General features: G+C 71.6%; 13 protein-coding genes. 5 read left to right on the plus strand and 8 right to left on the minus strand.

The genetic code is table 11. The features are described from left to right. Positions 1-904: alpha amylase C-terminal domain-containing protein (locus N4G66_RS30075; RefSeq protein WP_261707402.1), on the plus strand; the 904-nt coding region annotated here is incomplete at its 5' end. Positions 905-935: 31 nt separating this feature from the next. On the opposite strand, the gene N4G66_RS30080 is transcribed toward N4G66_RS30075, so the two are convergent. After that, complete coding sequence (locus tag N4G66_RS30080; RefSeq protein WP_261707403.1) at positions 936-2,363, minus strand: M1 family metallopeptidase; 1,428 nt, start codon at positions 2,361-2,363, stop codon at positions 936-938. 227 nt (positions 2,364-2,590) lie between these two features. Further along, on the minus strand, positions 2,591-3,379 hold the full coding sequence (locus tag N4G66_RS30085; RefSeq protein ID WP_261707404.1) for a PIG-L deacetylase family protein: 789 nt from the start codon (positions 3,377-3,379) through the stop codon (positions 2,591-2,593). Positions 3,380-3,687: 308 nt separating this feature from the next. Here N4G66_RS30085 and N4G66_RS30090 point away from each other — a divergent pair, with 308 nt between their 5' ends. Then, positions 3,688-4,581, plus strand: coding sequence for a Gfo/Idh/MocA family protein (locus tag N4G66_RS30090; RefSeq protein ID WP_261707405.1), 894 nt, complete (start codon positions 3,688-3,690; stop codon positions 4,579-4,581). 273 nt (positions 4,582-4,854) lie between these two features. Here N4G66_RS30090 and N4G66_RS30095 read toward each other — a convergent pair whose 3' ends face one another. The 4 genes from N4G66_RS30095 to N4G66_RS30110 all read right to left on the minus strand — a co-directional run bounded on the left by N4G66_RS30095 (position 4,855) and on the right by N4G66_RS30110 (position 8,294). Continuing rightward, positions 4,855-5,223 carry a DUF6479 family protein gene (locus N4G66_RS30095; protein ID WP_261707406.1) on the minus strand — a complete coding sequence of 123 codons (369 nt, stop codon included), beginning with the start codon at positions 5,221-5,223 and terminating at the stop codon, positions 4,855-4,857. 112 nt (positions 5,224-5,335) lie between these two features. After that, positions 5,336-6,154 (minus strand): methyltransferase domain-containing protein, encoded by an 819-nt coding sequence (locus N4G66_RS30100; RefSeq protein WP_261707407.1) that lies wholly within the window; start codon positions 6,152-6,154, stop codon positions 5,336-5,338. Positions 6,155-6,203: 49 nt separating this feature from the next. Beyond that, positions 6,204-7,514 (minus strand): MFS transporter, encoded by a 1,311-nt coding sequence (locus N4G66_RS30105; RefSeq protein WP_261707408.1) that lies wholly within the window; start codon positions 7,512-7,514, stop codon positions 6,204-6,206. A 168-nt stretch (positions 7,515-7,682) separates the two neighbouring features. Next, on the minus strand, positions 7,683-8,294 hold the full coding sequence (locus N4G66_RS30110) for a LysE/ArgO family amino acid transporter (RefSeq protein WP_261707409.1): 612 nt from the start codon (positions 8,292-8,294) through the stop codon (positions 7,683-7,685). A gap of 66 nt (positions 8,295-8,360) precedes the next feature. On the opposite strand from N4G66_RS30110, the gene N4G66_RS30115 reads away from it, so the two are divergent. Both N4G66_RS30115 and N4G66_RS30120 read left to right on the plus strand, forming a co-directional pair. Beyond that, positions 8,361-9,281: a LysR family transcriptional regulator ArgP gene (locus N4G66_RS30115; RefSeq protein ID WP_261707410.1), complete on the plus strand. Its 921-nt coding sequence runs from the start codon at positions 8,361-8,363 to the stop codon at positions 9,279-9,281. 190 nt (positions 9,282-9,471) lie between these two features. Further along, positions 9,472-12,021, plus strand: a complete 2,550-nt coding sequence (locus tag N4G66_RS30120) for a SpoIIE family protein phosphatase (protein WP_261707411.1) — start codon at positions 9,472-9,474, stop codon at positions 12,019-12,021. 68 nt (positions 12,022-12,089) lie between these two features. Here N4G66_RS30120 and N4G66_RS30125 read toward each other — a convergent pair whose 3' ends face one another. Beyond that, positions 12,090-13,076: an aldo/keto reductase gene (locus N4G66_RS30125; protein WP_261707412.1), complete on the minus strand. Its 987-nt coding sequence runs from the start codon at positions 13,074-13,076 to the stop codon at positions 12,090-12,092. A gap of 71 nt (positions 13,077-13,147) precedes the next feature. After that, positions 13,148-13,813 (minus strand): NUDIX domain-containing protein, encoded by a 666-nt coding sequence (locus tag N4G66_RS30130; protein ID WP_261707413.1) that lies wholly within the window; start codon positions 13,811-13,813, stop codon positions 13,148-13,150. Between the two features lie 107 nt (positions 13,814-13,920). Between N4G66_RS30130 and N4G66_RS30135 the strand changes: the two genes are divergently transcribed. Then, complete coding sequence (locus tag N4G66_RS30135; protein ID WP_261707414.1) at positions 13,921-14,274, plus strand: hypothetical protein; 354 nt, start codon at positions 13,921-13,923, stop codon at positions 14,272-14,274. Positions 14,275-14,456: the final 182 nt, after the last annotated feature.

The raw sequence follows: 14,456 nt of genomic DNA on the forward strand, positions 1-14,456 counted from the left end.
GGACAACCCCGACGCGGTGGCATTCCTCCAGGAGATGAACGCCACCGTCTACCGCCGCAACCCCGGCGTCGTCACCATCGCCGAGGAATCCACCGCCTGGGACGGTGTCACGCGCCCGACCTCCGAGGGCGGGCTCGGCTTCGGGCTGAAGTGGAACATGGGCTGGATGCACGACTCGCTCGAGTACATCCAGCACGAGCCGATCCACCGCAAGTACCACCACAACGAGATGACGTTCTCGATGGTGTACGCGTACAGCGAGAACTACGTCCTGCCGATCTCCCACGACGAGGTCGTGCACGGCAAGCAATCACTCGTCTCCAAGATGCCCGGCGACTGGTGGCAGCAACGCGCCAACCTGCGCGCCTACCTCGCCTTCATGTGGGCCCACCCGGGCAAGCAACTCCTCTTCATGGGGCAGGAGTTCGCCCAGGGCGGTGAATGGAAGGAGGCCCACGGCCCCGACTGGTGGCTCCTCGACCCCGCCTACGCCGCCGAACCCGACCACCGTGGCGTCCAGGACCTGGTCCGCGACCTCAACACCGTCTACCGCGCCGAAGCCGCCCTGTGGGAGCGCGACACCGATCCTTCCGGCTTCACCTGGATCACCGGCGACGCCGCCGACGACAACGTCTTCGCCTTCCTGCGCCACGCCGCCGACGGCACCCCGCTCCTGGCCGTCTCCCACTTCTCCCCCGCAGTCCGCCACAACTACCGCCTCGGCGTCCCCGAGGACATCCCCGCCTGGCGCGAAGTCCTCAACACCGACACTCTCCGCTACGGCGGCAGCGACATCACCAACCCCGAGCCGGTGAAGGCCGAGGCGATCGGCATGCACGGCCGTCCGACGAGCATCGAGCTGACGCTGCCGCCGCTCGCGACGGTGTGGCTGCGGCCTGCCTGAGCCGTACCGCAGCCACCCGGGCAGGCCCGCCTCAGGGAGAGGCGGGCTTGCCCGCCGTGGAGAGCCAGGTGTGGAAGAGACCGGAGAGGTTCTTGCCGGACTCCCGCTCGGAGAGCTTGATGAACTGGGCCGTCGTGCCGTGCCCGTCACGGTGGCCGGCGGCCCAGGAGCGCAGGACGCGGAAGAACACGGGATCGCCGACGGCCGTGCGCAGTTTGTGCAGGACCATGGCCCCGCGGGCGTAGACGGGTGTCTCGAAGATGTGCTCGCCGCTGCCGGGATCGCCGGGCGGGAACGCCCAGAGGTCCTTGCCCGCGGGGGTGGCGTACAGCGAGTCGAAGGTCTGCTGCGCGCTCTTGCCGCCGTGCTGCTCGGTGTAGAGCCACTCGGCGTAGGTCGCGAAGCCCTCGTTGAGCCAGATGTCCTTCCACTTGGTCAGGGTGACGGAGTCGCCGAACCACTGATGCGCGCTTTCGTGGACCAGGGTCTCCAGGTCGGGCGCGGAGTCGTACACGGGCCGGGTCTGGGTCTCCAGGGCGTAGCCGACCTGCGGCGCCCGGTCGACGATGGCTCCGGCCGCCCGGAAGGGATAGGGGCCGAAGAGCTTGCTCTCCCAGGCCAGGACGGACGGCAGCTTCTTCACGACCGGGGCCGCGGCGGCCACCTCGCGGGGGTCGATCGCGTTGTAGACCTTGAGGCCGTCGCGGGTGGTGTACTGCTCGACCTTGAACGTGCCGACGGTGGCCGTGGCGAGGTAGGCCGCCATCGGCTCGGACTGCCGCCAGCGGAAGGTGGTCCGGCCGTGTGCGGTCCGCTGCCTGAGCAGGACACCGTTCGCGACAGCGGTACGCCCCTTGGGGACGGTCAGCGTGAAGTCGTACGACGCCTTGTCCGTGGGGTGGCTGTTGGCGGGGAACCACGTCATCGCGCCCTGGGGTTCACCGGCCACGAACGCGCCGTCGTCGGTGGGAATCCATCCGTCGAGCGAACCGTCGGGGTCGGTGACCGGCTTCGGGGTGCCGGAGTAGGTGACGGTGACGCGGAACTCCTGGCCTGTGCGCAGGGCCTTGTGCGGGGTGACGACGAGTTCCTGCCCGTCGCGGCGGAAGGCCGCCTTGGCGTGGTCGACGGTGACGCCGGTGACCTTCAGCCCGCTGAGGTCGAGGTCGAAGCGGGTCAGCCGCTGGGTGGCTCTGGCGGTGATGACCGCCTTGCCGTCGAGGTGGCGGCTGTGCGGGTCGTAGCCGAGCGTCAGATCGTAGTGGTGGACGTCGTATCCGCCGTTGCCCGAGAGAGGGAAGTACGGGTCTCCCGCGCCGAGGGAGCCCACGGTCCCGGCCGCCGCGGCCGGTCCGGCCGCGGTGAGCAGCGCGGCGAGGGCCACGGGGACGGCCGCGACAACGGCTTCGCGGCGAAGGACAGTTGTGCGTCGTGCGGCCTCTTGCGGGCGTGGTGTCACGTTCGCTCCTCCGGTTCGACGGTGATCACTCGCGCACAGCCTATGAGTCCCTCCCGGCGCCAACCCTCACGATCAGGTCAAGTTGCGCCCGTGCGGTACGGGCCTGAGTGGCGCTCCGTCAGTGGGTGGCCGCTTCGAGGACGGGCCCGGGTCCGTCCCGGTCGCTGTGCCCGGACCCGTCCTGGTCCGTGTGTCCGTACCGGTACCGGCAGGCGGACCTGTCGCGCTCACACCCAGGGCGGCGGACCGTCGGGGATGAGCTGGTGGACATCGAAGAGGACGGCGGACTCGACGCCGAGCGCCGATCCGCCCATGCCGGTCGCCCAGGTGAGGAACGGCCGCGGCTCGAAGGCGCCCGCTCCCAGAGCCTTGGTGTACTCGGCGTGTGCCTCCAGCGAGGCGATGCCGCGTTCCAGGGGCTCACCGGTGACATCGACGCCGTGGGTGGGCTGTTCCGGTCCGGCGATGCACACCATCCGGATGCCGTTCCAGGGCTCCAGACCTTCGTCGGCGAGTTCGGGGAAGATCCAGCGGTTTCCCGCGTCGCGGGCCGCGTCGAGGGCGGCCAGGCCCACCGCCCGGTGGTCCGCCTGGTTGGTGATGCCGCCGATCATCCGCACCGTGAACGCGCCGGACACCACGATCTCGGGCCGGTGCCGGCGCATCGCGCGCACGATCTCCCGGCGCAGCCCGAGCCCGTACTCGACGACGCCGTCGCGGTGGTCGAGGAACTCGACGGTCTCGACGCCGACCTGCCGGGCACCGGCCCGCTCCTCGGCCTCGCGCAGCGGTGCCGCCCGGTCCGGGTGCAGGCCGTCGATGCCGGCCTCTCCCCTGGTTGCGAGCAGATAGCTCACCTGTTTGCCCTGTGCCGTCCAGCGCGCGACGGCACAGGCGGTGCCGTACTCGATGTCGTCCGGGTGAGCGGCCACGGCGAGACATCGCTCCCAGTCCTCCGGCAGCGCGGGCAGACCCGAACCGCCCGCGGAGCCTGCTTTGTCCTGTGTGGGATCCATGCCCCGCATGATGGCCCGTGGCAGGTCGGGGCCGACAGAGGCGCGCTTTGCGTGTATGCACGCCGGGTTCCCGCGCTCCCCGTACGCCCGACTGCCGCTCCACGTACGCCCGGCTGACGCGCTCCCTGTGCCCGGCGTGCCGGGAGGCACACCCACGAGATCCACCCGCTGGCCGAGCACCGCGACACCGTGGTGGAGTCTGTCCACACGTCCGAAGATCCGACGCCCGGCCGCCGCCGTCGCTCCCACGTCGGCGCCGCCGCCGATCTACGGTGCGTCAGGCCCCGTACAGCGCAGAGGAGATGTCCGTGACCACCACGTCGAACAGCTGGACTCATGCCCCCGTCAGGGTGGGGCTCGTCGGCGCGGGCCCCTGGGCGCGGGCCGTGCACGCCCGGGTGCTCGCCGCCGGACCCGAGACGCGGCTGACGTCGGTATGGGCGCGTCGGCCGGAAGCCGCCCGCGAAACGGCGGCGCCGCACGGTGCCACCGTCGCCGCGACGTTCGAGGAACTGCTCGACGACTGCGAGGCGGTCGCCTTCTCCGTGCCGCCATCGGTGCAGGCGGAACTCGCCGTGCGGGCCGCCGAGGCGGGCAAAGCCCTGCTCCTGGAGAAGCCGCTCGCGCTCGATCCGGCCTCGGCGCGGCGGCTGGTGGACGCCATCGACGCCTCGGGCGTGGTCTCCCAGCTCGTGCTGACGAACCGCTATCACCCGGCCACCCGACGGTTCCTCGCCGAGGCACAGGCCCTGGACGTCTCGGGGGCGCGCTCCTGCTGCCTCAGTGGCGCCTTCCTCGGCGGCGACTTCGCGACCCCGTGGCGTCTTGAGCACGGGGCGCTGCTGGACCTCGGGCCGCACCTCCTCGATCTGCTGGACGCGGCTCTCGGACCGATCGTCCGGGTGCGCGGCGCCGGGGACCCGCGCCGCTGGCTGGAACTCACCTGCGAGCACGACAACGGCACCGTGAGCCAGGCCTCGCTGTCGGGCTCGGTCGACGTCGAGCGCGGGATCACCCGCATCGAGCTGTTCGGCCGCCATCCCGAGCTGGTCTTCGACGGCGGAGCCATCGACCACGAGGAGTCCTGGCCCGTACTGCGCCGCGAGTTCGCCACGGCCGTCCGGTCGGGCCGGCCCGGAGAACTCGACGCCCACCGCGGACTGCACCTGCAGACGCTCATCGCCCAGGCGCTGGGAGACTGACCAGCGGCTGCGTCCCGGCCTCGCTCCCGAGGACTCGGCGGCCGATCTCCCGGAGGCGTGACGCGTGAGGTGCGGCCCCCACGCGCTGTACGTCAGGTTTCGCCCCCGTGCGCCGTACGCAAGGGGGCGAACCCTTGCGCCACGCGCGGGGAACCGGCCACCCGTAGGCCCGGCGTGGTGAGCCGGTCTCCCGCACGCACGTGAAGGAGACCGCATCCCGTGTGCACGTGAAAGAGCCGGCCGCTCGCGGCGGTCGGCTCCTTCGCGTCCCGGTCAGGTTCTGCCGGGTCCGCCGCTGCCGAAGGACCCGCTGGATCCCGGTTGCCAGCGCTTACGATGCTGGTCATCGGCGTGTTTGGTACTCGCGGAGTGCATGTTGTACGGCATCAGCCGTTCGCTCTCGTCCGCGGCGTGCGGGACCTCGTCGGGTTCTCGCATCTCCCGCTCCTCGTGCACCGCCCCGCCGTCGGGCAACCTGGGCTGCTCTTCGGCGGTGGGCGGGCGCGATTCCAGGTTCCGCACCCTGATGCCCATCCGGACGGCCCAGACGAGCGCGCCGGCGATGATGAGGCCGCCGATGAAGGCGGCGCCCGCGTTCAGCGTCGAACTTGCTGCGATCAGATCATGGCTCGCGGTGTACATGGTGTTCGCGTACCCCCAATACCAGGGGAAATCTGCGTACTAGTCCGTCAGCGACGGCCATCCCATTGTATTCCGGATCATTCCCGACGGTACGCCGCGAACCCGTACAGGATCATTCCGGACGGTGCGCCACGGCCCCGAACATCGTCACGGACATGTGCAGGCCGCCCTGTCGCGCGGCCTCGGTGAGGTCCTCGTACAGGCGGTCGCGCTGCGTCTCGCCGATGAGTCCACGGCGCAGCGCCGAATCGCCCAGCATGCGGATGAGCGGCCAGGCGACCGAGGTGTGATCCTGGAGCAGGGCCTGCGATCCACGGTCGTCGATGACCATCCCGGCGGCCGACAGCCGTCCCACCAGCTTGCGTCCGGAGTACGGGTCGGCGGCCGCGGACAGCGCGCCGGTGGTGAGCGCGGCGATCGTCTCGGGGTCGCCGGGGTGCAGGATCGTGGTCGCCCAGTCGGTGTCCAGCAGGGCGACCCGCCCGCCGGGGCGCAGCACGCGCGCTATCTCGAAGACGGCCTTCTCCGGCTCCACGAGGTGCTGGAGCACCCGCTCGCACCACACCACGTCGACCGTCGCATCGGGCAGCGGCAGGGCGAGGGCGTCACCGTCGGCGAAGCGGGCGGCGCTGCGCTCCTCGGTCCCCCGCTGTTCGGCCACGGCGCGCACTCCGGGGTTCGGCTCGATGCCGAGCACCCTGCCCCGGGGACCCACGGCGGCCGCGAGACGCCGGGTCTGCGAGCCGGTGCCCGCGCCGATGTCCAGCGCCCGCTCTCCGGGCCGTACGGCCAGTGCCGCGTGTGCCCAGGAACGCAGGCGCTGTACGCCGTCGTTGACGTCCTGAGCATCCAGGGCGCCCACCAGACGGGCGGTGCTGTCCGCGCTGATGTTCTGCGCGTGGAATTCCGAGGTAGGTCGCGTGTCCCCCATGGCGGTCACTCTAGAACCACCAAGGTCCATTCCGTATTCAGATCACTATTCAGATTGTGTAACGCCTCAGGGCCGGTGTGACAAATGCGAGCGCAAGCACCGCGACGACCACCAGCAGGCCGCCGCCGGCGACCGCGGCGGGTGCCCCGAACGCCGAGCCGGCCGTACCGTGCAGGACGTCTGCGACACGCGGGCCGCCCACGACGACGACCGTGAAAACGCCCTGGAGCCGTCCGCGCATATCGTCGGTGGCGGCGGACAGCAGGATCGCGCCGCGGAAGACCATGGAGACCATGTCGGCGACCCCCGCCACGGCCAGGAAGGCCACGGCGATCCACAGACTGCCGCTGAGCCCGAATCCGGTGATGGCCGCGCCCCAGGCCACGACGGAGAGGATGACCATCAGACCGTGCCGGCGGGCACGGGAGAAGGTGCCCGACATCAGTCCGCCGAGGACCGCGCCGATGGGGATCGCCGCGAACAGCAGTCCGAGCGCCAGTCCCTCGCCGTACGGGGCGTACGTCTCGGCGGCGAGCTGTGGGAACAGGGCGCGCGGCATGCCGAAGACCATGGCGATGATGTCGGCGAGGAAGGACAGCAGCAGCACCTTGTGCAGGGCGATGTAGCGGAACCCGGCCACTACTTCGCGCAGGCCCGCGCGCTGGGCGGACGCTCCCGTGAGGGGTGGCAGCGCGGGGAGCCGCAGGACGGCCCACACGGTGACGCACAGGGCGAGGGCGTCCATCAGATACAGCTCGGGCAGCCCGATGAGGGGAATGAGCGCACCGGCGAGCATCGGCCCGGCCACCGAGCCGGTCTGCATGACGGTCGCGCCGAGCGCGTTGGCGGCGGGCAGCTCGTCCGCCGGGACGAGCCGGGCGATGGACGCGCTGCGGGCCGGGGAGTTGAGGCCGAAGAACGCCTGCTGGACGGCGAGCAGAACCATCAGGACGAGCACCGACTCCAGTCCGGTGGCGGCCTGGACCCAGAAGAGCAGTGAGGTGACGGCTATGCCGGTGTTGGTGAGGAGGAGCAGCTTGCGGCGGTCCACGCTGTCGGCGATCGCGCCGCCCCACAGGGCGAAGACCACCAGGGGCAGCAGGCCGGCGAGGCTCGCGTAGCCGACCCAGGCCGAGGAGCCGGTGATGTCGTAGATCTGCTTGGGCACGGCGACGGCGGTGAGCTGGCTGCCCACGGACGTGACGGCGGTCGACGTCCACAGCCGACGGTAGGCGGGGCGGCGCAGCGGCCGGGTGTCCATGGCCCAGCGGCGCCATCCGGTGCGGCTGGGCCGCTCGGCTTCCGCGCTCCCGTCGGGCGCCGTGGCGCCGCTGTCCGTACTGCTCTGGCTCGTGTCCACGCTCACCCTGGTTGCTCGATACATCTTTCGATTCGGGGATCACTATGGCCGAGCGTCGGCGGCTTGTGTCCCCCGGGGGGACGAACTGGTGCACCGGGCTCCCCGCGCCGAGCCTCGCGGGCCCGGACGGACAACCGATGTACGGCGGTGCAGGGCGGTCGCGGCGGCTCAGGCGCCCGCGATCAGGGTGGCGCCCATCGCGATCATCGTCGTGGCGACCAGGCCGTCCAGCACCCGCCAGGACGCGGGCCGGGCCAGGAAGCGGCCGAGCAGCCGGGCGCCGAACCCGAGGGCCGCGAACCAGCACAGGCTGGCGAGCGCCGCGCCGAGCCCGAACGTCCAGCGCAGCGATCCGCGGTCGGCCGCGAGCGAGCCGAGCAGGAACACGGTGTCGAGGTAGACATGCGGATTGAGCCACGTCAGGGCGAGGCAGGTGAGAACGGCTCGGCGCCAGGAGCCGGGGGACACGGTCGCCGCCCGCAGGGCCGAGGGCTTCAGCACCCGCCGGCCGGCGAGGACTCCGTAGACGATGAGGAAACAGCCGCCGATCAGCCCGACCGCGGTGAGCGCCGCGGGCCAGGCCACCACGATCGCGCCGACCCCGCCGACCCCGAGCGCGATGAGCAGCGCGTCGGACAGGGCGCAGATACCCACCACGGCGAGGACCGCGTCCCGGCGGATGCCCTGACGCAGGACGAAGGCGTTCTGCGCGCCGATGGCGACGATGAGGGAGAGGCCGGTGCCGAATCCGGCGATCGCGGTGGTGAGGGCGTCTGTCATGTCTTCGACGCTAGAAAACGCCTCGTCAGGAGTACAGCTAAAGATTCTTACGTAACATTAGCGCTCGTGATGGCGGAACTCCCCCTCGACCAGGTGCGCACCCTGCTCGCGGTGGTCGACGAGGGCACCTTCGACGCGGCGGCCACGGCGCTCCATGTGACGCCCTCGGCGGTGAGCCAGCGGGTCAAGTCACTCGAACAGCGCACCGGACGGGTCCTGCTGATGCGGACGAAGCCGGTGCGGCCGACCGAGTCCGGCGAGATCGTGGTGCGTTTCGCGCGCCGGCTCGCCCGGCTGGAGCGCGACGCGCACGCCGAGCTCGGCATGTCCGGATCCGGCGAGCCCACACGGCTGTCGATCGCGGTGAACGCCGACTCGCTGGCGACCTGGTTCCTGCCGGCACTCACCCGCGTGCCGCCAGAACTCCGGCTCTGTTTCGAACTGCGCCGCGAGGACGAGGACCACACCGCCGCCCTGCTGCGCGAGGGAACGGTGATGGCAGCGGTGACGTCGTCGCCCGATCCGGTGACCGGCTGTTCCGTCCGGGCCCTCGGGCGGATGCGCTATCTGCCGGTGGCGAGCCCCGGCTGCGCCGAGCAGTGGCTCGGGACCTCGACCGGCACACCCCTGCGCGAGGTGATCGGCGCGGCCCCGGTGGTGGCCTTCGACCGCAACGACGACTTCCAGGACGATTTCGTCCGCGCCCTCGCGGGCGGTCCGGGAGCGAGCGCCCTGCGCCACTTCGTCCCCACCTCGGAGGGGTTCGTCGATGCCGTCGTGGCCGGATTGGGCTGGGGCATGGTGCCCGACGTCCAGGCCGAACCGCTGCTGCGCGCCGGGAGACTGGTCCACCTCGTACCGGGCCGGGGCGTCGACGTTCCGCTGTTCTGGCAGCAGTGGAAGCTCGACTTCCCCGCGCTCGGCGCGCTGGCCGAGGCCGTGGCGGCCGTCGCCGCCGAGACACTGGTGCGCGGCCCGGCTTCCTGAATCACTCGCTTCCGGACAGCTCCTGAACCACGCCCGACCCGGTACGTTCACGCTGGGCACATCCGGGCGCGGCCGGGAAGAATGGCCTCGTGCCGTGGTGCCGCGAAGGACACCGAGGTGCGGTCAGGGACCTGAGAGGCGCATTCTTGCTGTGTTACCCCCCTGGTGGCGGGCGGACGAGGGCAGATCGATGACAGGGAGCGCCGAGCGTGACGGCCAGGCGCTGGACAGCCTGGCCGCTCTGCTCAGTGACGCGGTGACGGATGCGATCCGGGCTGCCCGCGGCTTCGCGGGCGGCGTCTATCTGCGCTCCAATACGCCCGGCCTGCTGCGTCTCGCGGTGCTCGCGGGGCTGCCCGGCCCGCTCTTCCGCCCCTGGTGGCGTATGCATGTGGACCGGCCGTTTCCGGTCGCGGACGCCCATCGGCTCGGCGTGGAGGTGCTGCTCGCCGATCCGGCGGAGACGATGCGCCGCTATCCGCAGCTCGCGGCGGGGCTGCCGTTCCAGTTCGGTTCGCTCTACGTGCCGGTCGTGGGCGGCTCCACCCCCTACGGCGTCCTCACGGTGCTGCGCCCTCCGGCCTCGGACGCCACCGAGGTCCTGCCCGACCGCGACCGGATGACAGCGGTGGCGGAGGAGCTCGGGGCCGGCCTGGCCCTGCTGAACCGGGACGGGGTCTCGGTCCTGTGGGACCGGGAGCCCCTCGGAACGCGGCCGCCCGCCGACGGCCCCTCCACCCGCTGCGTCGGGGGCTTCACCTGGGATCCGGGCAACGGTTCGCTGATCGCGGACGACGCCTTGTGGGCCCTGCTCGGGATCCCCCAGGAGGACTTCGCGGGGACGCCCGAGGCCTTCGCGGACGCGCTGGCCCACGACGATCCCCGGCTGCTGCTGGCCGCCCTGCGCGAGACCGCGGCCGGTCGGCCGCCGCCCCATCCCATGCCGGTACGCACCGGCGGCGGCGGACTGCGGCTCCTCGAGCTGTGGACCGCGGGGGGAGCGGGCGTCCCGCCGTACCGAGTCAGCGGCGCGCTCGTCGACCCGGGACCGGGACCGGCCGCGGACGGAGCGGCGGACCAGCTCCCGGAGGGCGTCTTCGCGATCGACCGGCTCGGGCTGATCACCTACGCCAATCCCCGCGCCGCCGCACTGCTCGGCCGCCCACGCGCCGAGCTGCTGGGGCGGCTGCTGTGGGACGTGGTGCCTTGGATGGACCATCCTGCGTACGAGGATCATCTGCGCAGTGCGCTGCTCTCGCCGGACCCGGTGCACTTCCGGGCCCGGAGCCCACTGGGGAGCGGCACCGAGACCTCTCCGGGACACCTGAAGGGAACCTGGCTGAGCTTCTCCGTGTATCCCGGCCCCCGCGGTGTGACCTGCAAGATCACGCCGCTGGGACGGGCAGCGGAGGCAACCGGGAACGCTCCCTTCGAAGCGGAGGCGACCCAGGCCGTACGGGCCGGCCTAGAGGAGCCCGACACCGGTGTCTCGGGCACGGCGCCGCAGTACCGGCCCATCGTCCTCGCGATAGCGCTGACCGAGGCCGTGACCGCGCGGCAGGTGTCCGAGGTGGTGATGCGCGAGCTGCTGCCCGCGTTCGGCAGCCGCCGCCTCGCCATCTATCTGCTCCAGGACCGCCGGCTCTATCTGGCCTGGGAGACCGGCTTCCCGCAGGGGTTCCTCGCCCCCTTCGACGGCGTGGGCCTGGACGCCAAACTTCCTGGGGTCGAGGCGCTCACCAGCGGCCGGCCGCTCTTCTTCGAGTCGATGCAACAGCTGGCCGCCGCCTATCCGGGCATCGCCCTGGACGCCACGGTCGGGGCCCGTGCCTTCCTTCCGCTGATCGCCTCCGGACGCCCGGTCGGCTCCTGCATCCTCGGGTTCGACCGGCCCCGAACCTTCACCACCGAGGAGCGTACGGTCCTCACCGCGCTCGCCGGCCTGATCGCGCAGTCCCTGGAACGGGCGCGGCGCTACGACAACGAGTCCGCGCTCGCCCGGGGGCTCCAGGAGGCCCTGCTGCCGCACCGCCTGTCGGCGCACCCCCTGGTGCAGACGGCGGGCCGTTATCTGCCCGGCACCGTCGGCATGGACGTGGGCGGTGACTGGTACGACGTCGTCGAGGCCGGCGACGGGCTCGCCCTCGTCATCGGGGACGTCCAGGGTCACGGCGTCCAGGCAGCCGCGACCATGGGTCAACTCCGCAGCGCGGTAAGGGCGTTCGCCCTCGGGGACCATCCTCCGGACGAGGTGATGAGCGGCACCAACCGGCTGCTCATCGACCTCGATCCGGGCCAGTTCGCGAGTTGCTGCTACGTCCGGGTGGACCCGCTGACCGGTGTCGCACAGGCCGCACGGGCCGGGCATCCGCAGCCGCTGCTGCGCCATCCCGACGGCCGCACCGAGGTCCTGGACCTGCCCGGCGGTGTGGTGCTCGGCGTCGACCCGCGGGCCGACTACCCCGTGACGGATCTGATGCTGGAGCCCGAGGCCGTGCTGGCCCTCTACACGGACGGACTGGTCGAGCGGCCCGGCACGGACATCGACGAAGGTGTCGAGGCGCTTCGCGCGACCCTGGCCGAGGCGGGCCCCCCGCAGCACCTCCGATCGGGCGGTCCCTCCTTGTCCCGCGCCGCCGATCTGCTCACCGCAGAGGCCCGGCAGGCCAACGAGCGCCCCGACGACATCGCCCTGCTGCTCACCACCCGCCGAACGCCCCGGGGTGACGAACGCCTGTAACGGGTGCCGTACGGATCGCCGGCCGTGCCCGGTCGGATCGCCCATCGGCCGTGCCCGGTCCGAAGGTGTCAGTGGGCCGCGTCCAGGCGGGCCCGCTGGTCCGGAGTGAGTTCCAGGTCCGCCGCGGCCAGGTTCTCGTCCAGTTGGGCCACCGAGGAGGCACCGGCCAGCGGGATCACCGGCAGCTCGCCACCGATCTGCCAGGCCAGCACGACCTGGTTGGGAGTCGCTCCCGTCTCCTTCGCCACCTCCTGGAGCACGGTGAGCCGGGCGGCGTTTCCCGGGTGGTCGTAGTCGGAGGGCAGCGGCTTGTCACGCCGCCCGTACCCGCCGCCCAGCAGCGGCGAGTAGGCCACCAGGGTCAGGCCGGGCTCGGCCCCCAGGTAGCTGACGAGTTCCCCGGTCGCCGCGCCGAGACCGCCCTCCGGAAAGAGTCCGCTCGGGATGTCGGAGCGCGGGCGCAGAAGGCTGTGGTGGTACTGGAGGACCTCGTAGCCGGGCAGTTCGGCCGCGGCGGCCAGGGCGCGGGCCCGCTCCACGCGCCAGATCGCGTGGTTGCTCACCCCGAGCAGTCCGACGGCGCCCTCCGCGACGAGTTCGGCGAACGCACCGACCGTCTCGCCCGGGGCGACGGCGCGGTCCTCTATGTGCGCGTACAGAAGATCGATCCTCTCCACGCCGAGGCGTTCCCGGCTCCGCTCGGACGCCTCGCGGATCACCTTGGCGGACAGCCCCTCGGGGTTGTCGACGTAGTCGGTGCCGGGGGCCAGCGGCCGTGCGCCGAGTTTGGTCGCGAGGACGATCTCGTCGCCGATGCCCCGGCTGCGCCGCCAGCGTCCGAGCAGTTCCTCGCTCTGCCCGCCCTGGCCGCCGTCGGTCCAGAAGGCGTAGTTGTCGGACGTGTCGATGAAGTTGCCGCCGGCCTCGACATAGCGGTCGAGTACGGCGAAGGAGGTCTTCTCGTCGGTCAGTGAGCCGAACCGCATCGCGCCGAGCGCGAGCATGCTCACCTCACGGCGGGTCCCCGGGTCCGTGCCGATGGTGCGGTAGCGCATGGTGTGCCTCCCGTTCCGGCCCGAAGTGTCCGGGCCCGAACGGGAGTCTGGAACCTGAAGTGCTCTCCAAGTCAAGCCTTCTTGAACGGGCCCTCCAGAGCGGCCCACTGCAACAGCATGATGGTCTTGGCGTCGGCGATCTCCCCGGTGCGGACCATCGCCAGGGCGTCACGGAAGGGAAGTTCGACCATTTCGATGTCCTCGCCCTCCTCGTCGAGCCCGCCGCCCTCATGGGTGCGGGTGGACGGGCCGTAGGAGGCGGCGTAGAAGCTGACCCGCTCGGTGACCGAACCCGGACTCATGTAGACGTCGAAGACGTGCTCCACCGCGCCGACGGTGTGGCCGGTCTCCTCGATGACCTCACGCCGTACGGCGACCTCGGGGTGCTCGTCCGCCTCGTCGAGGAGGCCGCCCGGGGTCTCGATCAGCATGCCGTCCGGATGCCCGTTGACGTACACGGGATAGCGGAACTGCCTGGTCAGCAGCACGGTTTCACGGTCGGCGTCGTACAGCAGGAGGGTCGCTCCGTTGCCGCGATCGTGGGTCTCGCGCTCCTGGGTGCTCCAGGTTCCGTCGGCGAGCTGGAGGTCGAAGGTGGTGGTGCGCTCCACGTACCAGTGACAGGACAGGAGTTGTACGTCGCGGATCTTGACCCGTGGGTTGCCGGTGAGGTCACGGCCCGCCTGATCGAGTCCGGTGCGGCCCCGACGGTCGGGGGTGTCGATGCCTGCGGTCATCGCGCGGCGGCCCGGCGGGCGCGGGAGATGTCGTTCATGGGCCCTGTCTACCATCCCGAGACCAAGATCCCTGTCACAGCGGGGCTTCGCCCGTTTAGGCTCACGGCATGGAACAGACGGAGATCATCCTGCGCGCCATCGGCGTGCTCACCGAGACCAACGCCATGGTGCGCAGGATCGCCCAGGACGAGGAGGACGGGGTCGAGTCGGCCGAGAACAACCTGGGCGCGCTCGTCACCGAGGTGTTCCCGCGCGTCGAGGTGCCCGGCGACGCCGGACCGGCGGAGGCCGGGCAGGCGGTCGCCGACGCCTATCTGCCCGCCGCCATCTCGCTGGTGGGCGCCTTCGCGTTCCTCTTCTCCGAACTCGCCGACCTCCACGACTCCGGGCGCACCGACGTCACGACAGCCGATCTGCTCCAGGACCTCGCCCTGCGGATGTCCCGGGCCGACAACACGTAGCCGCCGCGCAGCCGGTCGGGGACCACCTGGTCTCACGTCACCGCGTGCACCGACGCGTACACGGCCGAACCGGGCTGGACTTCCGGGCGTCAGGGACCGGTACTCGGCCGGGACGGCCTCGGCGGAGCCCGGGAACCTGCGCCGGCCCGTCCTCCGGGTCACCGGGGCCGTGCCGCGCACCG

Source organism: Streptomyces rhizosphaerihabitans (assembly GCF_025399795.1).
GTDB lineage: Bacteria > Actinomycetota > Actinomycetes > Streptomycetales > Streptomycetaceae > Streptomyces > Streptomyces rhizosphaerihabitans.

Bases quoted from the DNA above. Each gene is read 5' to 3' on its own strand.
- N4G66_RS30085 (WP_261707404.1), bottom strand. From the start codon at position 3,379: ATGGATCCCACACAGGACAAAGCAGGCTCCGCGGGCGGTTCGGGTCTG.
- N4G66_RS30095 (WP_261707406.1), bottom strand. From the start codon at position 5,223: ATGTACACCGCGAGCCATGATCTGATCGCAGCAAGTTCGACGCTGAAC.
- N4G66_RS30100 (WP_261707407.1), bottom strand. From the start codon at position 6,154: ATGGGGGACACGCGACCTACCTCGGAATTCCACGCGCAGAACATCAGC.
- N4G66_RS30110 (WP_261707409.1), bottom strand. From the start codon at position 8,294: ATGACAGACGCCCTCACCACCGCGATCGCCGGATTCGGCACCGGCCTC.
- N4G66_RS30120 (WP_261707411.1), top strand. From the start codon at position 9,472: ATGACAGGGAGCGCCGAGCGTGACGGCCAGGCGCTGGACAGCCTGGCC.
- N4G66_RS30125 (WP_261707412.1), bottom strand. From the start codon at position 13,076: ATGCGCTACCGCACCATCGGCACGGACCCGGGGACCCGCCGTGAGGTG.
- N4G66_RS30130 (WP_261707413.1), bottom strand. From the start codon at position 13,813: ATGACCGCAGGCATCGACACCCCCGACCGTCGGGGCCGCACCGGACTC.
- N4G66_RS30135 (WP_261707414.1), top strand. From the start codon at position 13,921: ATGGAACAGACGGAGATCATCCTGCGCGCCATCGGCGTGCTCACCGAG.